Source organism: Roseospirillum parvum, from assembly GCF_900100455.1.
In the GTDB taxonomy this organism is placed as follows: Bacteria; Pseudomonadota; Alphaproteobacteria; order Rhodospirillales; family Rhodospirillaceae; genus Roseospirillum; species Roseospirillum parvum.
In genome coordinates this window covers 40,241-53,702 of record NZ_FNCV01000005.1, presented here as the reverse complement: position 1 = coordinate 53,702, position 13,462 = coordinate 40,241, and the positions used below count along the sequence as shown (strand labels likewise).

Sequence of the window (13,462 nt, the reverse complement as noted above, 5' to 3'; positions counted from 1 at the left end):
TCAGCCGGCGCCCGGCCACGGGGCCGCCATGCCGCCCAGTGGACCCGCCGTCGGGCCGGCCGGCGACGGCGCGCACACCGTCGGCCCCGCCTGGGTGGCCTTTTCCTGCTCGGCCAGCGCCTGCATGATCATGTTGACCCGCAACGCAGAGGCCGCCTTGTGCTCGTTGGCCAGGCGCTGGTTCTCCTTGACCAGGGCGACCAGCCGCCGGATGTCGTTTTCCAGGTCGGCCAGGGCGCGGCGGCACGGCGGATCGAAGCCGGCCATGCCGGCCCGGAGGTGCTCGGCCAGGGTGGCGTAGCGGGTGGCCAGATCCTCCTTGGCCCGGACCAGGTCCAGGGGCAGCCGGCCGGCGGGGTCGCACAGCCGGCGGTTCTCCTCCTCGCCCAGGGCCAGAAGGGCGCTCAAGGTGGCGCTGAAGGCATCGATCAGGGCTCGCGGCGAGGCGGGGCCATCACGCTCGGCCCGTCGGGCGGGGGCATGGCAGCTCATCTTGGATCTCCCTTGAAGGCGGCGGCGGGCAGCCCGCCGGCCCGGGCATAGGCACGGGTGGCGCCGCGACCGGACCGCCGGCGCTCCAGGCGGGCGGCCACGCGGGCCAGGAGCGGCGCGGCGGCGGCACGGGCCTGGATCAGGTCGACGGCGGCGGCCAGCAGGGCGGCGCGGTCGCCCTCGGCCAGCCGCCGCGCCGCCTGCCGACGGGCCCGCCACAGCCGGCCCAGTTCGGCCGGGTGGCTTGGCTTGCCGGGGTGTCGGGGACGACTCATCGGGCTCACCGCTTGGCGCTGATCAGGCTGTCGAACATGTCCTGCGACGAGCTGATGATCTCCGAGGCGGCCGAATAGGCCTGCTGGGCGGTGATCAGCTTGCTGAACTGGTCGGCGGTGTCGGTGGTCGAGCGTTCCAGCGAGCCCGAGAAGATGGTCCCCGAGCCGCCGCTGCCGGCGGCGACGTAGGTGGCATTGCCGGAATCGACGGTCGACGAGTAGGCGTTGCCGGACACCGCCTCCAGCCCGTTGGCGTTGGAGAAGGTGGCCAGCGGAATCTGGTAGATGGGATAGCTGACGCCGTTGCTGAAATTGGCGTAGACGTAGCCGTCCTCGTCGATGGTGGCGCTGTAGAACGAGCCGTAGCGCACCCCGTTCTGCCTGATGGTGCCCAGGTCGATGTCGGCGTCGGCCGGGTCGTCGGCCCCGGAGGACCACTGGCTGAGGCCGCTGGTGGTGCCGACGGTGCCGGGATCGTAGGTGATCGAGCTGTCGGCGGCGCCCGAGCTCCAGCCGGTGATGTCGAAGGTGATGGGATCGGACGAGGTGCTGAGCAGGCTGCCATCGTCGGCGCTGAAGGTCAGGGTGACCGGCGACGCCGAGGTGGGGCTGCTGGCGGTGCCGCTGACCGTGCCGCCATCGGAACTGAGCACCGGATCGGCGATGTACATGTCCCAGGTGTTGGCGCCGGTCTTTTCGTAGGTGATGGTCACCGTGTGGGCCACGCCCAGGCTGTCGTAGATCTCCACGTCGGCCTCGACGGTGCCGCCCACCGCCAGGTCGGCCGGCAGGTTGGCCGACACCGACAGCTCGGTGGTGGCGATGGCCGACCCGGACACCCTCTCGATGTTCACCGTTTCGAGCCCGGCCGACGAGGTGCCGGCGCTGGTCGTCACGTTGCCTTCGTTGTCGGTCGGGTAGCCCTGGAGATAGTAGCCGTTTCTGTTGACGAGGTTGCCGTCGTCGTCGGCGAAGAAGTTGCCGGCCCGGGTGTAATAGAAGACGTCGCCGCCGGCGTCGTCGGTGACGACAAAGAAGCCGTTGCCATCAATCGCCAGATCGGTGGTGCTTTCGGTGCCGACAATGGCGCCCTGGGCGGCAATGTTCTGGCGCGGATTGGCGACCACCCCGGCACCGGTGAAGTTGTAGTTGGAGCTGGTGCCGGTAACCAGGGAATAGAAGCTGGCATCGGTGGTCTTGTAGCCAATGGTCTCGCTGTTGGCCAGGTTGTTGGAGATGGCCGAGACCGAGGAGGCCTGACTCTTCAGGGCCGAAACGGCGATGCTCATCGCGCTGCTGAGGCTGCTCATGGCGGGGACTCCCCTGTGGACGCCGCCGCCTAGGCGGCCGCGGACTGCGGCTGGGTGGCCGAGACGATGTCGGAAAGGTCGATTTCAGCGCCGTTGGCCAGCTTCAGGACCGGGCTGCCGGACGACCAGTCGACCTCGGTCACCGTGCTGGTGCCGGTCAGCTCGATCTCCTCGCTGGTGCCGTCCTCGTAGGTGGCGATCACCGACAGGGTGTAGGTGCCGTCCTCGGCGGTGCTGCCGTCGGTGGTGGTGCCATCCCAGGTGAAGCTGGCCTCCCCGGCCGTGGCATCGAGGCTGTCGGTGTAGACCACGTGGCCGTCGGCATCGCTGAGCTGGACCACCGCCGAGGTCACGCCGTCCGGCATGTCGAAGCTCCAGGACAGCTCCTCGCCCTCGAAGGTCTGGTCCTCGCCGTTGTAGGTGACCTCCATGCCCATGAAGGACAGGGCGGTTTCGGCGGCCTGGTTGTTGGTCGCCAGGACCAGGGTCTCCAGGTACTGGTTGGCCAGGATCTGCTGCTCGACCTGCGAGTACTGGATGAGCTGGCTGGTCAACTCGTCGGTATCGGTGGGGTCGAGCGGGTTCTGGTTCTGGAGCTGGGTGGTCAGGATGGTCAGGAACAGCTCGTAATTTTCGCTCAGCGCCGACACCGACTCGGCGGTTGTGGAGGTCAGGCCGCTGGTCGAGGAGGTGGAGGAAACAGTGCTGGTGTCAGTCATCAGGCGACTCTCCCGCTGACAGGATGCCGATCGACGCCATGGCCACTTGGGCGCTGCGTCTGGTCTCCTTGAAACGGCGGAAGAGGCCCGGGACTGGCGGAAATTTTTTCAAAAAAATCCGCGCCAGTATTTGTCGGGGTGGGGCGTTAAAGGGGGTGGAAGGCCATTCGCCGACGGGCCGCCCCGTGTCCCCCGTGTCGCCATGGGGGATCGCCTCGGGGGGCTATCGGGTGCCGCCGACCCCGGCCCTTGCCCCGGCTCCCGCTTGGGACCACCGGCGTGCGGGGGCCGCCCACGACGGACCTCAAGGAGACGACGACCATGCCCGTCATTTCGACCAACACCGCCGCCAACTCGGCCCTGCGCTACCTGAACATCAACTCGGGCGAGCAGGACCAGTACCTGAACCGCGTGGCCAGCGGCTCGCAGGTCAACAAGGCCTCGGACGACGCCGCCGGCCTTGCCGTGGCGACCAAGCTGCAGAACGACGTGGCCGTGCTGGCGCAGGCCCAGACCAACGCCTCGCACGCCGTCTCGGTGCTGGAAACCGCCGACGGCGGCCTGGCCCAGATCTCCGACGTGCTGCAGCGCATGAAGGAACTGGCCGCCCAGGCGGTGTCCGGCGCCGTGACCGACACCGAGCGTGCCTACATCGACGCCGAGTACCAGGAGCTGGTCGAGGAAATCGATTCCATCGCCGCCGGCACCCGCTTCAACGGCCAGTCGCTGCTCGACGGCTCCAGCGACTTCGTCACCGGCACCGGGGTCGACTTCCTGGTCGGCACCGACATCACCAACGACGTGCTGTCGGTGGAGATCGCCGACGTCAGCGCCGACGCCATCGGCGGCGACCTGACCGGCACCGCGGTCGATAACGCCACCAACGCGGCGGCGGCGGCGACGGCCATCGACACCGCCATCGGCGAGGTGGCGGCGGCGCGGGCCAACGTCGGCGCCCAGATGTCGCGCTTCGAGTACCACGAGGGGCAGCTTGCCAGCGCCGAAGAAAACCTGGACGCCGCCCAGTCGGCCATCGTCGACGCCGACATCGCCGAGGAGCAATCCAACTTCTCGTCGGCCAAGGTGAAGACCAACGCCGCCATCGCCGCCCTGGCCCAGGCCAACGAGATGCCGCAGGAGCTGCTGTCGCTGTTGCAGTGACACCCCGGGTCCCCGAGCCGGCCCGCGGGTCGGCTCGGGGATCGGCACTGATCCCCCGGGCGGCGCGCCGGCCTGAGCGACGCGCCGCCCCGGCCCACGCCCCCGTCGGTCCTCGACATTGCGCCGGCGGGGGGCGGCGGAAGCGACCGAGCCCCCCCGGGGTCCCTGTCCACCACGGTGGCCGCTTCCGCCGCACCTCCCGTTTCCCCTGCCTGCCGGAGCCCGTCCCATGAGCAGCGTCGTCTCGGTCAGCACCGCCACCGGCAGCAGCGGCACCACCTACCTCAGCGGCCTGTCCGGCCTGGAAACCTCGGCCCTCATCGAGGCGGCGGTCGAAAGCAGGATGCAGAAGGCCTACAGCCTGGACAGCGAGATCGAGACCGCCGAGGCCGAGCTGGCCGCCTATCAGGACATGCTCGACCTGCTGGGCGACCTTCAGGACGCCCTGGTGGCGCTGGGCGACGACGCCGACGAGGCGGTCTATGGCGAGGCGGCGGCCTACCTGTCCTCCTCGGCCATCGCCGAGCCGGACGACGTGCTCGGGGTGACGGTCACCGACAGCGCCGAGCTTGGTCTCTACGAAATCGACATCATCCAGTTGGCGGAAAGCCAGAAGGTGGCCGCCGCCGAGCAGACCTCGAGCAGCGATGCCCTGGGCCTCGCCGGGGTCTTCGAGCTGGCCGCCGACGGCCATGACGGCGCCACCATCACCCTCACCGCCGACATGTCGCTGAGCGACCTGGCCAGCGCCATCAACGCCGCCAGCGACGACAGCGGGGTCAGCGCCACCCTGGTGCGGACCAGCGACAGCGGCGTCACCCTGGTCCTCGCCGGGGTCGACACCGGCACCGAGTTCACCGCCACCGCCACCTCCGGCGACGACGTGCTGCACGGCCTCGGGCTGACCGACACCGACGGTGCCTTCGCCGATGTCCTGCAGGCCGCCCAAATGGCACAGTTGAGCGTCGACGGGGTCAGCGTCACCTCGACCAGCAACGACATCGAGGACCTGCTGCCCGGGGTCTCGGTGAACCTTTACGCCGCCACCGAGGGCGACACCCTGACCCTGGAAGTGGGCCAGGACCTGTCGGCCCTGAACGACGCCGTCGAGGCCTTCGTCACGGCCTACAACGCCTACCGCGATTTCGCCCTGACCCAGCAGACGCTGAGCGAGGACGAGGACGCCGGGGCCGCCGACACGGCGGTGCTGTTCGCCAACGATCTGGTCAAGCAGGTCAACAGCCTGCTCTACGAGGCCCTGGCCAGCCAGGTCACGGTGGACGGGGAAACCTGGCTGCTGTCCGACCTTGGCATCACCCTGGGCAGCGACAACACGCTCAGGATCGACACCGACACCCTGGAAGAGGCCCTGCTGCAGAACCCCGAGGTCATCCAGGCCTTCTTCCAGACCAGCACCGAAACCGACAGCGGCGATCTTGGCGTCTACAAGAACACCAGCCAACTGGCCAGCGGCACCTACGAGGTGACGGTGACCCTCGATGCCGATGGCACCATCGCCTCGGCCAGCCTCGACGGCACCGAACTGACCGTGTCGGGCACCGTCATCAAGGGCGCCGAGGGCACCACCGCCGAGGGGCTGTGGCTGGTCTACACCGGCAAGGCCTCGGGCACCGCCACCCTGACCGTCTCGCAGGGACTGGCCGATGCCCTGGATGATCGCCTCGATGCCTACACCGACGCCACCGACGGCCGGCTTGTCGAGCGCATGGCCAGCCTCGAAGAGGCCATCGAGGACAAACAGGACAGGCGCGACCGCATCGCCGAGCGGGCCGCCGACACCGAAGCCGACCTGATCAAGACCTACGCCCGGCTGGAGGCCGAAATCGCCGCCGCCGATCTGATGCTGCAGCAACTGCAAACGCTGCTCGGCACCAACCAGGACGACTGAACCCGCCACCGACCAAGCAGGAGCCAGGGTCATGAACGATCTCAGCCATCGCAACGCCCACAACGCCTATCGTGCCGCCCGCCGGGCCCAGAGCCCCTTGCGCGTGGTGGTCGATCTGTACGACCAGACGCTGACCTCGGTCGCCCGGGCCAAGGCGGCCCGCCTGGCCGGCGATCCGGAGGGCGAGTTCACCCACATGAGCCGTGCCGTGCACATCCTGTCGCGGCTGGACGGCTGCGTCGACGCGACCAGCCCGCGCACCGCCGAGATCGGCGGCCTGCTGCGCCGCTTCTATGGCGACGGCCAGGCCCAGTTGCACTACGCCAAGCGCTGCCGCGACCACGACACCGCCGTCGCCCGCTACGCCAGCGTGCACCGCCAGGTGCTGGCCATGCGCGACGGCTGGGCCGAGATCGCCAACGTGCCCCCGCTGGGCCGCCCCGCGACCCCGCCCGGTGGGCAGAAAATGCCCACTCCGGCGCCCTCCGGCGGGCAGAATGTACCCAGTGACAGGGCGGCCCGGGTCGGGTAGTCCTGAGTGCCAACCCAGGAACGATACGCCATGACCGGCTCGGGCAGAGTGGCCGACATTTCCGGCTCGCGCGTTTCCAGCTCGTGGATGGGGAGCGGTCTGGACAGCTATTGCCACGACGAACCACGCGGCGGCACCTCCGATGAGTCCCTCATGGAGCGGACCCAGGAGGGCGACAAGGAGGCGTTTCGCCTGCTTGTCAGCCGCCACGTGGATCGCGTGGTCGGCATGGCCCGCCGCATTGTCGGCCCCGATCAGGCCGAGGACGTGGCCCAGGACGTGTTCCTGAAGATCTGGGCCAACAGCCGCCAGTGGCAGCCCGGCCAGGCCCGCTTCCGCACCTGGCTCTACCGCGTCGCCCTCAACCAGTGCATCGACCTGACCCGGCGCCGCGCCACGGTGCCCATCGAGCAGGCCGGCGAGTTGGAAGACGACACCCCAAGCCCGGAAGCCGCCTGCCATCAGAACCAGCGCGCCCGGCGCCTGCGGGCCGCCATCGCCCGCCTGCCCGAGCAGCAGGCCATTGCCCTGACCCTTTACTACAATGAGGACCTGACAGCCGGCGAAGTCGCCGATATCATGGGCTTGCGGCAGAATGCCGTGGAGTCCCTGTTGAAACGGGGGCGGCAGAAACTGCGCGCCCTGCTACTCGAATAGGGACCCTGGACAGCAGATCCCGGAACCTCGGCGGCCTGACGGCACGCGGAGGCTCCCAACGTTGGAGGTTTTATGACGCCAGAAGAATTCAGGGCGTTGCTAAACATCCACGGCTGCGACCTGACCCGGTGGCCCCATGATCGCCGACAGGCCGCAACCCGCCTTCTGGAAACGTCCGAGGAAGCCAAGGGAGCCTTCGCCGAGGCCCGCCGGCTGGATGACTGGCTGACCATCAAGGAACCGCCCCTCGGCGGCGAGGCCCGCACGGCCCTGGTCGATTCCATCATGGACCGGCTGGACGAGACGACCCCGGAGGCACCGCCGAAGCGCGAACGCCGCTCCCTGGCCGACCCCCCCGCGACTTGGTCCCCGGGCCTCCGCCGGCAACCCGACGGCGCGGACTGGCACGGGGTGACGGGCTGGGGACCGGCCACGCCGAACGGCCCGGAAACCGCCTCGCTGGGCGGCCTGCTCCAGGCCCGGGCCGGGTTGTGGCTGGCCTGTCTGGCCCTCGGACTGGCCGGCGGGTACGGGCTGGGCATGGGTTGGACGGTCGGCAGCCACGACGCCGCCGGCCTTGGCCTGCTGCTCACCGGGGCATGGGGCGGCTGGTAGCCCCCCTCAAGAGTTCGGCGGCGGGTACGGGAAGCGTCAGGTTGCGCACCCGGACGGGAAACCGTGGGGCGTGACCGTTGACAGGAAAGACAATCGCCATGAAGCGCTGGCTGGTCGCCTCGCTGGCTTTCAACATGCTTCTGCTCGGTGTGCTGATCGGCCTGTGGGTCAACCCCCAGGGACCGCCGCCCCCTTGGGTGTCGGGACCGCCGCCGGCGCCACTGGGACGCGGCGTCGCCGACACCCTGCGCGGCATCGTCCAGCAGTTGCCGGACACCGAACGCCGCGCCGAATCGCTGGCCGCCATCGACCGCCATCTGAGGACCTACCTGGACCGTCTTGGCCAGATGCCGGGCGGACCTCCGTCCCCCGTCCCGGGCGACGCGCCCCCTCCGCGTGACGTCCCCCCCCCGGCCCCGCCCGGCGACCCCGGTCGCCTGCTCGACCGCTTCGCGGCCGGCACGCTGACCGAGGCCGACCTGGATCGGCACCAGCAGGCGCGCAACCGCGAGATGGCCGCCGGCCGACGCCTGATCGACGCCATCCTGCTCGACCTGACGCATATCCTGACGCCGGCGGAGCGGGCCTTCGTGCGCGACCGGGTGGTGGCCGACATGGCAGCGGTGCGGGCCTGCATCGGGGGCCCCGGCGGCTCGCCGCCAAACCCGTAACGCGGCTCGCCGCCAAACCCTTGACGCGGCTCGCCGCCAAACCCTTGACGTGGCCCGCCGCCGCACCCCTGACAGGCCCCCTCAGCGCAGGTGATAGCGGATCGGCACGCTGAGGCTGAGCTGGTGCCCCCCCAGGTGCGCCGGCACCGCGGGCAGCGGCTGCGCCCGGTCGATCAGTTCCAGGGCCGCCGCGTCGAGACTGGCGTGCCCGCTGCCGTGCCCCAGGTCGCGGCTCAGCACCCGGCCCTGGCGGTCGATGACCACGCGGACCAGGGCGGTGCCCTCCTGGCGGCGCAGGCGGGCCTTGCGCGGATAGCGCTTGTGCGCCTCCAGCCAGGCGATCAGACGGGCCGCGTAGTCGTCCACCGCACCATCGCCCAAGGCACCACCGCCCCCACCGCCGGCCGACGCGCCACCGCCCGGCGCGGCGCCTCCCACCCCGCCGGGCATGGCTGTCCCGCCGCCGAACCCCGGCGCCCCGCGCCCCTCGGCGGCACCGGCCGGCCCAGGGACCTCCCCGACGGCGCGACCGCCCGGCGGCGTGGCCGCCAGTTGGTTTATCGACTCCGGCTCCCTGGCCGTTTCAGCGGCCTGTTGTTCCGGCGCCGGATGCGCCGGATCGACCGCCGCGTATCGCCGTGGCCGGGGCGGCGGAGGCGGCAGGTCCCGGGGCGTGACCAGCGCCTGGGGAGGGGGCGCGGGAGGCGGTGGGGGCGGCGGCTCGACCTCGGCCCGCACCACGGGCTCGGGAACCGGCTGGGGAATGGGCTGGGGGGAGGCGTCCGCGACAGGCTCGGGAACCGACTCGGGAACTGGCTCGGCTGGCGGCTCGGGGGAGGGCGCCGCCGTTTCGACCACGGGCGGCTCGGCAATTGACGGCTCGGTAACTGGCGCCTCGGCAACTGGCGCCTTCAAGTCGGCGGCCAGCCCGGCGTCGGCGGCTTCGGCCACCCCTCCGTCCTCCCCACCGCCTTGCGTCTCCGCGCCGCCGGTCGCCGGCCCGCCCCCGGAGGCGGGGCCGAGGGCCAGCATCAGCCCGCCCTCGCCCATACCGGCGCCGGCCACCGGCCGGGTGGCCCACAACCCGGTCAAGGCCGCCACCCCACCGTGCAGCACCAGGGCCAGGCCGCCGGCCAGCAGCCAGGTCCGGGCGCCCGGGCGATGCTGTGTGGCGAACCGGCTCATGGCGGCGTGGTCAGCAGGTGGACCCGGGCCACGCCCAGCCCTTCCAGGCGGCGCAGCAGGCGGGTGACGCGCTCGGCCGAAACCCGGCCATCGGCCTTCAGGCGGACCAGCGGCGGCGGGCCGTCGGCGAGCAGCCCGGCCAACGGATCGCGCCCCGCCTCTTCGCCGCCGAGCACGGCCAGCCGCCCATCGGCGGCCAGCAGAATGGTCGGCACCGCCGGCGCCCCGTCGCCCGGGGCGGACGAGACCGGCGGCCGCACGGCGAAGGGATCGGCGGCCACCAACTGCCCGGCCAGCAGAAAGAACACCAGCAGCAGAAAGACCACGTTGATCAGCGGCAGCACCCCCGGCTCGTCGACCCCGGGCGCCGACCCACCGCGCCGCCCGGCCGGCGGACGGGCGATCATGGCGACCCCGCCAGACTGACCCGCGCCGCCCCGGCGGCGGCCAGACGGTCGAGCACCGCCACCAGCCGGGTGAGGTCGACCCCCGACCCCGGGCGCACCACCACCGCCCCGTCCTCCGCCCCCGGCCGGGCGGCGCGGTGACGGCGCAGGCAGTCCCCCAGGCCGTCCAGATCGACCGGCTGGCCGGCGCAGCGCACCTGGTCGCGCCCCACCTCGACCAGCAGACCCTGGGCGGCGGCGGCGGACCCCGCCCCGCCGGTGGTCGCCAGGGGGAGAGCCCGCCAGGTTTCGAAACTGGACGCCAACATGAAAAACACCAGCAGGATGAACACCACATCAATGAGCGGCGTCAGCCCGACGCCGCGCCGCCGGGGTCCCCCCCGGGCAGCGATGGAGGGCGTTCCCTCAGCCGCCCAGGGCATGGGCCGGATGCGGCCTTGCCGCCTCCTCGGCGCGCCGGGTCGCCGGTGCCCGGGTCGGCGCCGCCGGGGTGAGATCGACCCCGAACACGCGGGCCACCGCGTCGTCCATGTCGCCGGCCAGACGCTCCACCCGGCGGTCGAGCCAGCTCAGGGCGGCCAGCGTCGGCATGGCCACGGCCAGCCCGACGGCGGTGGTCAGCAGGGCTTCCCAGATACCGCCCGAGAGCAGCGCCGGATCGACCCGGGCGCCCGCCCCCTCCAGCTTGCGGAAGGCCTCGATCATGCCCAGCACGGTGCCGAACAGGCCGAGCAGAGGGGCCAGGGCGGCGATCACCTCCAACGGCTTCAGCCAACCGCGCAGGGCAGCCACCACGGCCATGCCGTGGCGCGTCGCCTCATCCCGGATGCGGGCCTCGGCGATCCCCTGCCGACGCCCGACCAGACAGCGGGCCAGCAGGTCGCTGAGCGGATCACCGGCGGCGCGGGCCCGTTCCAGGGCCGCCGCCTCGTGCCCCTGGGCCAGCATCCGCAAGGCCTCGCCGGCGGCGCGGCGCCGGTCCACGCCCACGGCGTGATACTGCCACAGCTTGACCAGCACGATGGTCAGCGCCGCCACCGAGAGGACCAGCAGCAGGCCAACCACCGGCCCGCCGGCAACCAGCAGGCCGGGCAGCCCCGAAAGGCCGCCGGACAGGGATGGATCGGACATGTGGGAACCCTCTGCCTGAAGAAATTGCAACTGCGTCGCACCCGCGATTCACCGGCGATTATAGCGCCGCCCGCCTGACTCACAACCCCGGACCGGTCGCCCAATAACCCATTAAGGCATTGGAAACACAGAATTACTACTTACGATTCCTGTTGCGAGTGCATCTCAGTTGCGCTATCCAGAGGGCCGAAACACACCCGCCGTGCGGACACGCCCGGCAGGAAACTCGCATTTGGTGTCATGGGCGACCGGCGCGCCGTCGCCGTCCCACCCCGACACGCCCCACTCGAGAGGCTGCCATGCTCACACCCTGTCTGCGCCGGCACCTGACGGCCACCGGCCTGATCGCTCCCCTGCTCGCCCCCCTGCCCAGCTTGGCCGAGGAGGCCGCCGACACCGCCCAGCCCACCACCAATCTGGAGCTGGGCCGCATTTCGGTGACCGCCACCCGCAACGCCATCGATCCCTTTCTCTATCCCGGCATGGTCAGCGTCCTGGGGCGCGAGGAGATCGACGACCTCAACCCTTCGAGCCCCGACGATGTGCTGAAAATGATCCCTGGCGTGGCCTTCGAGGGCGGCCCCCGGCGCACCGGCGAGGTGCCCTCGATCCGTGGCTTCGACGGCGCCGACGTGGTCATCCTGATCGACGGGGCGCGGCAGAACTTCGGCTCCGGGCACGACGGCCGGTTCTATCTCGACCCCAGCCTGCTGCGCAGCGCGGAGGTGCTGCGCGGCTCCGCCTCGGCGCTTTACGGCAGCGGCGGCACCGGCGGCGTGATCGAGTTCCGCAGCGTCGAGGCCGACGACTACCTGGCCCCCGACGAGCACTTCGGCACCACCCTGTCGGTGGGCTACCAGAGCGTCGCCGAGGAATGGGCCTTCACCTCCACCGCCTACGCCCGGCCGAGCGACGAGGTCGACCTTCTGGCCAGCCTGACCCGGCGCACCTCCGGGCCGATCGACCTGGGCGACGGCACCACCCTCGAAGATGCCGACGACGAGATCCTCTCGGCCCTGGTCAAGGGCGGCCTCAAGATCGGCAACCACGAGATGAAGCTGGCCTACAGCCGCTTCCGCAACGAGGCCAAGGAACCCAACAACGGCCAGCTGACGGGCGGCACCGACATCGTCGACAAGACCCTGGCCAACGACAACGTCACCCTGGCCTGGGCCTATGACCCGGACAGCCAGTGGATCGATCTGGACGCCACCTTCTACTACAACCAGCAGGGGGCCGATGAGGTCCGCCTGGACGCCGGCGGCGCCGGCCCCACCGGCGAGTTGTTGCGGCGCGACCTGCAGACGGCCGGCCTGCGGATCGACAACCGCAGCCGCTTCAGCCTGGGCGAGGACGCCCTGGCCACCCTGACCTACGGCATCGAGGGCTGGGAGGACCGCCAGGACGGCGCCGCCGGCAGCACCGAGCGCGGCGGCGTGCCCGATGCCGAGGCCCTGTTCGCGGGCATCTACGCCCAGCTCGAGTTGACCCTGACCGAGCCCCTGGGCCTGCCCGGCGACCTGATGCTGCTGCCCGGGGTGCGTTACGACAGCTACCACACCGAAAGCAGCCTGGCCGACGAGGTGGATGAAACCCACCTGTCGCCGCGCCTGGGCGCAAGCTACCTGCCCACCGAGTGGCTGATGGTCTTCACCAGCTACGGCGAGGCCTTCCGCGCCCCGACCCTGGACGAGGTCTACGCCGCCGGCACCCACTTCACCATCCCCGGCTTTGGCACCAACAGCTTCGTGCCCAACCCGGACCTCAAGCCGCAAACCACCACCACCCTGGAATACGGCCTGGGCGTGGAGTTCGAGGACGTGGCGCTGGACCAGGACCGGCTTGCCATGAAGGCCAGCCAGTTCCGCATCAAGGGCGAGGACTTCATCGACCAGACCGTCAACCAGCCCGCCCCGCCGGCCTGTTTCCCTCCCGCCTGTAACGGCACCACCGAGCAGTTCAACGTGCCCAACGCCGCCCTGTGGGGCACCGAGGTGGAGGCCAGCTACGAGTTCGACCGGGTGCGCCTGGCGCTGGGCTACTCCTCGATCAACGGCAAGAACACCGACACCGGCGAGCGCCTGGGCGTGCTGCAGCCCGACCGGACCAGCCTGGAGCTGAGCGTCAAGCTGCCGGAGATCGATTCCCGGATCGGCTGGCGCGGCATCGTGGCCAGCAACTTCAAGAACGTGAACGACCCGACCGATCGCCGCGAGGCCTACGACGTGCACGACGTCTACCTGGTCTACACCCCCACCGACTGGGGGCTGGACGGGCTGCGGGTCGATCTGGGCGTCGACAACGCGTTTGACGAGAACTACGCGCGCACCGCCGTCGGCGCCGCCGAGACGGGGCGCAACTACAAGACCCGCCTGAGCTACACCCTTAACTGGTGAGG

The 13,462-nt window shown here is 70.8% G+C and carries 15 protein-coding genes; 7 read left to right on the top strand and 8 right to left on the bottom strand.

Going from position 1 to position 13,462, the window contains the following annotated elements:
• From BLR95_RS08755 to BLR95_RS08740, 4 genes are read right to left on the bottom strand one after another with little or no spacing between them, the layout of a single operon-like run.
• Positions 1–492 (bottom strand): hypothetical protein, encoded by a 492-nt coding sequence (locus tag BLR95_RS08755; RefSeq protein WP_092618531.1) that lies wholly within the window; start codon positions 490–492, stop codon positions 1–3.
• Positions 489–767, bottom strand: a complete 279-nt coding sequence (locus BLR95_RS08750; protein ID WP_092618528.1) for a hypothetical protein — start codon at positions 765–767, stop codon at positions 489–491. The genes BLR95_RS08755 and BLR95_RS08750 overlap by 4 nt, the downstream gene beginning before the upstream one ends.
• A 5-nt stretch (positions 768–772) precedes the next feature.
• On the bottom strand, positions 773–2,077 hold the full coding sequence (flgE, locus tag BLR95_RS08745; protein WP_092618525.1) for a flagellar hook protein FlgE: 1,305 nt from the start codon (positions 2,075–2,077) through the stop codon (positions 773–775).
• A 29-nt stretch (positions 2,078–2,106) separates the two neighbouring features.
• A complete protein-coding gene (locus BLR95_RS08740; RefSeq protein WP_092618523.1) occupies positions 2,107–2,796 on the bottom strand; it encodes a flagellar hook assembly protein FlgD in 690 nt (229 codons plus the stop codon).
• Positions 2,797–3,117: 321 nt separating this feature from the next.
• On the opposite strand from BLR95_RS08740, the gene BLR95_RS08735 reads away from it, so the two are divergent.
• From BLR95_RS08735 to BLR95_RS08710, 6 genes are all read left to right on the top strand, one after another.
• The gene (locus tag BLR95_RS08735) at positions 3,118–3,957 is read left to right on the top strand and encodes a flagellin (RefSeq protein WP_092618520.1); all 840 of its coding nucleotides are present in this window, start codon (positions 3,118–3,120) and stop codon (positions 3,955–3,957) included.
• 229 nt (positions 3,958–4,186) lie between these two features.
• Positions 4,187–5,866: a flagellar filament capping protein FliD gene (gene fliD / locus BLR95_RS08730; RefSeq protein WP_092618517.1), complete on the top strand. Its 1,680-nt coding sequence runs from the start codon at positions 4,187–4,189 to the stop codon at positions 5,864–5,866.
• A gap of 31 nt (positions 5,867–5,897) precedes the next feature.
• Positions 5,898–6,398, top strand: a complete 501-nt coding sequence (locus BLR95_RS08725; RefSeq protein ID WP_092618514.1) for a flagellar export chaperone FliS — start codon at positions 5,898–5,900, stop codon at positions 6,396–6,398.
• Between the two features lie 30 nt (positions 6,399–6,428).
• On the top strand, positions 6,429–7,055 hold the full coding sequence (locus BLR95_RS08720) for an RNA polymerase sigma factor (RefSeq protein ID WP_245689393.1): 627 nt from the start codon (positions 6,429–6,431) through the stop codon (positions 7,053–7,055).
• Between the two features lie 72 nt (positions 7,056–7,127).
• On the top strand, positions 7,128–7,670 hold the full coding sequence (locus tag BLR95_RS08715) for a hypothetical protein (RefSeq protein WP_143130966.1): 543 nt from the start codon (positions 7,128–7,130) through the stop codon (positions 7,668–7,670).
• A gap of 98 nt (positions 7,671–7,768) precedes the next feature.
• Positions 7,769–8,341, top strand: coding sequence for a hypothetical protein (locus BLR95_RS08710; protein ID WP_092618508.1), 573 nt, complete (start codon positions 7,769–7,771; stop codon positions 8,339–8,341).
• A gap of 81 nt (positions 8,342–8,422) precedes the next feature.
• Here the strand turns inward: BLR95_RS08710 and BLR95_RS15770 are convergent, their stop codons facing one another.
• Genes BLR95_RS15770 through BLR95_RS08685 form a run of 4 tightly spaced genes read right to left on the bottom strand, consistent with a single transcriptional unit; the run spans position 8,423 to position 11,064 of the window.
• Positions 8,423–9,526, bottom strand: a complete 1,104-nt coding sequence (locus BLR95_RS15770; RefSeq protein WP_176787744.1) for an energy transducer TonB — start codon at positions 9,524–9,526, stop codon at positions 8,423–8,425.
• Positions 9,523–9,933 carry an ExbD/TolR family protein gene (locus BLR95_RS08695; protein WP_092618500.1) on the bottom strand — a complete coding sequence of 137 codons (411 nt, stop codon included), beginning with the start codon at positions 9,931–9,933 and terminating at the stop codon, positions 9,523–9,525. The genes BLR95_RS15770 and BLR95_RS08695 overlap by 4 nt, the downstream gene beginning before the upstream one ends.
• Positions 9,930–10,355, bottom strand: a complete 426-nt coding sequence (locus BLR95_RS08690; RefSeq protein WP_092618497.1) for an ExbD/TolR family protein — start codon at positions 10,353–10,355, stop codon at positions 9,930–9,932. The genes BLR95_RS08695 and BLR95_RS08690 overlap by 4 nt, the downstream gene beginning before the upstream one ends.
• The gene (locus BLR95_RS08685) at positions 10,339–11,064 is read right to left on the bottom strand and encodes a MotA/TolQ/ExbB proton channel family protein (RefSeq protein WP_092618494.1); all 726 of its coding nucleotides are present in this window, start codon (positions 11,062–11,064) and stop codon (positions 10,339–10,341) included. The genes BLR95_RS08690 and BLR95_RS08685 overlap by 17 nt, the downstream gene beginning before the upstream one ends.
• Before the next feature lie 299 nt (positions 11,065–11,363).
• Between BLR95_RS08685 and BLR95_RS08680 the strand changes: the two genes are divergently transcribed.
• Complete coding sequence (locus tag BLR95_RS08680; protein ID WP_092618491.1) at positions 11,364–13,460, top strand: TonB-dependent receptor domain-containing protein; 2,097 nt, start codon at positions 11,364–11,366, stop codon at positions 13,458–13,460.
• The last annotated feature ends 2 nt before the right edge of the window (positions 13,461–13,462 follow it).

Excerpts from the sequence above, each read along its gene's own strand:
- BLR95_RS08755 (WP_092618531.1), bottom strand. The coding sequence starts at position 492 with ATGAGCTGCCATGCCCCCGCCCGACGGGCCGAGCGTGATGGCCCCGCC.
- BLR95_RS08685 (WP_092618494.1), bottom strand. The coding sequence starts at position 11,064 with ATGTCCGATCCATCCCTGTCCGGCGGCCTTTCGGGGCTGCCCGGCCTG.
- BLR95_RS08680 (WP_092618491.1), top strand. The coding sequence starts at position 11,364 with ATGCTCACACCCTGTCTGCGCCGGCACCTGACGGCCACCGGCCTGATC.
- BLR95_RS08720 (WP_245689393.1), top strand. The coding sequence starts at position 6,429 with ATGACCGGCTCGGGCAGAGTGGCCGACATTTCCGGCTCGCGCGTTTCC.
- BLR95_RS08710 (WP_092618508.1), top strand. The coding sequence starts at position 7,769 with ATGAAGCGCTGGCTGGTCGCCTCGCTGGCTTTCAACATGCTTCTGCTC.
- BLR95_RS08740 (WP_092618523.1), bottom strand. The coding sequence starts at position 2,796 with ATGACTGACACCAGCACTGTTTCCTCCACCTCCTCGACCAGCGGCCTG.
- fliD (WP_092618517.1), top strand. The coding sequence starts at position 4,187 with ATGAGCAGCGTCGTCTCGGTCAGCACCGCCACCGGCAGCAGCGGCACC.
- BLR95_RS08725 (WP_092618514.1), top strand. The coding sequence starts at position 5,898 with ATGAACGATCTCAGCCATCGCAACGCCCACAACGCCTATCGTGCCGCC.
- BLR95_RS08690 (WP_092618497.1), bottom strand. The coding sequence starts at position 10,355 with ATGCCCTGGGCGGCTGAGGGAACGCCCTCCATCGCTGCCCGGGGGGGA.
- BLR95_RS15770 (WP_176787744.1), bottom strand. The coding sequence starts at position 9,526 with ATGAGCCGGTTCGCCACACAGCATCGCCCGGGCGCCCGGACCTGGCTG.
- BLR95_RS08715 (WP_143130966.1), top strand. The coding sequence starts at position 7,128 with ATGACGCCAGAAGAATTCAGGGCGTTGCTAAACATCCACGGCTGCGAC.
- flgE (WP_092618525.1), bottom strand. The coding sequence starts at position 2,077 with ATGAGCAGCCTCAGCAGCGCGATGAGCATCGCCGTTTCGGCCCTGAAG.
- BLR95_RS08750 (WP_092618528.1), bottom strand. The coding sequence starts at position 767 with ATGAGTCGTCCCCGACACCCCGGCAAGCCAAGCCACCCGGCCGAACTG.
- BLR95_RS08695 (WP_092618500.1), bottom strand. The coding sequence starts at position 9,933 with ATGATCGCCCGTCCGCCGGCCGGGCGGCGCGGTGGGTCGGCGCCCGGG.
- BLR95_RS08735 (WP_092618520.1), top strand. The coding sequence starts at position 3,118 with ATGCCCGTCATTTCGACCAACACCGCCGCCAACTCGGCCCTGCGCTAC.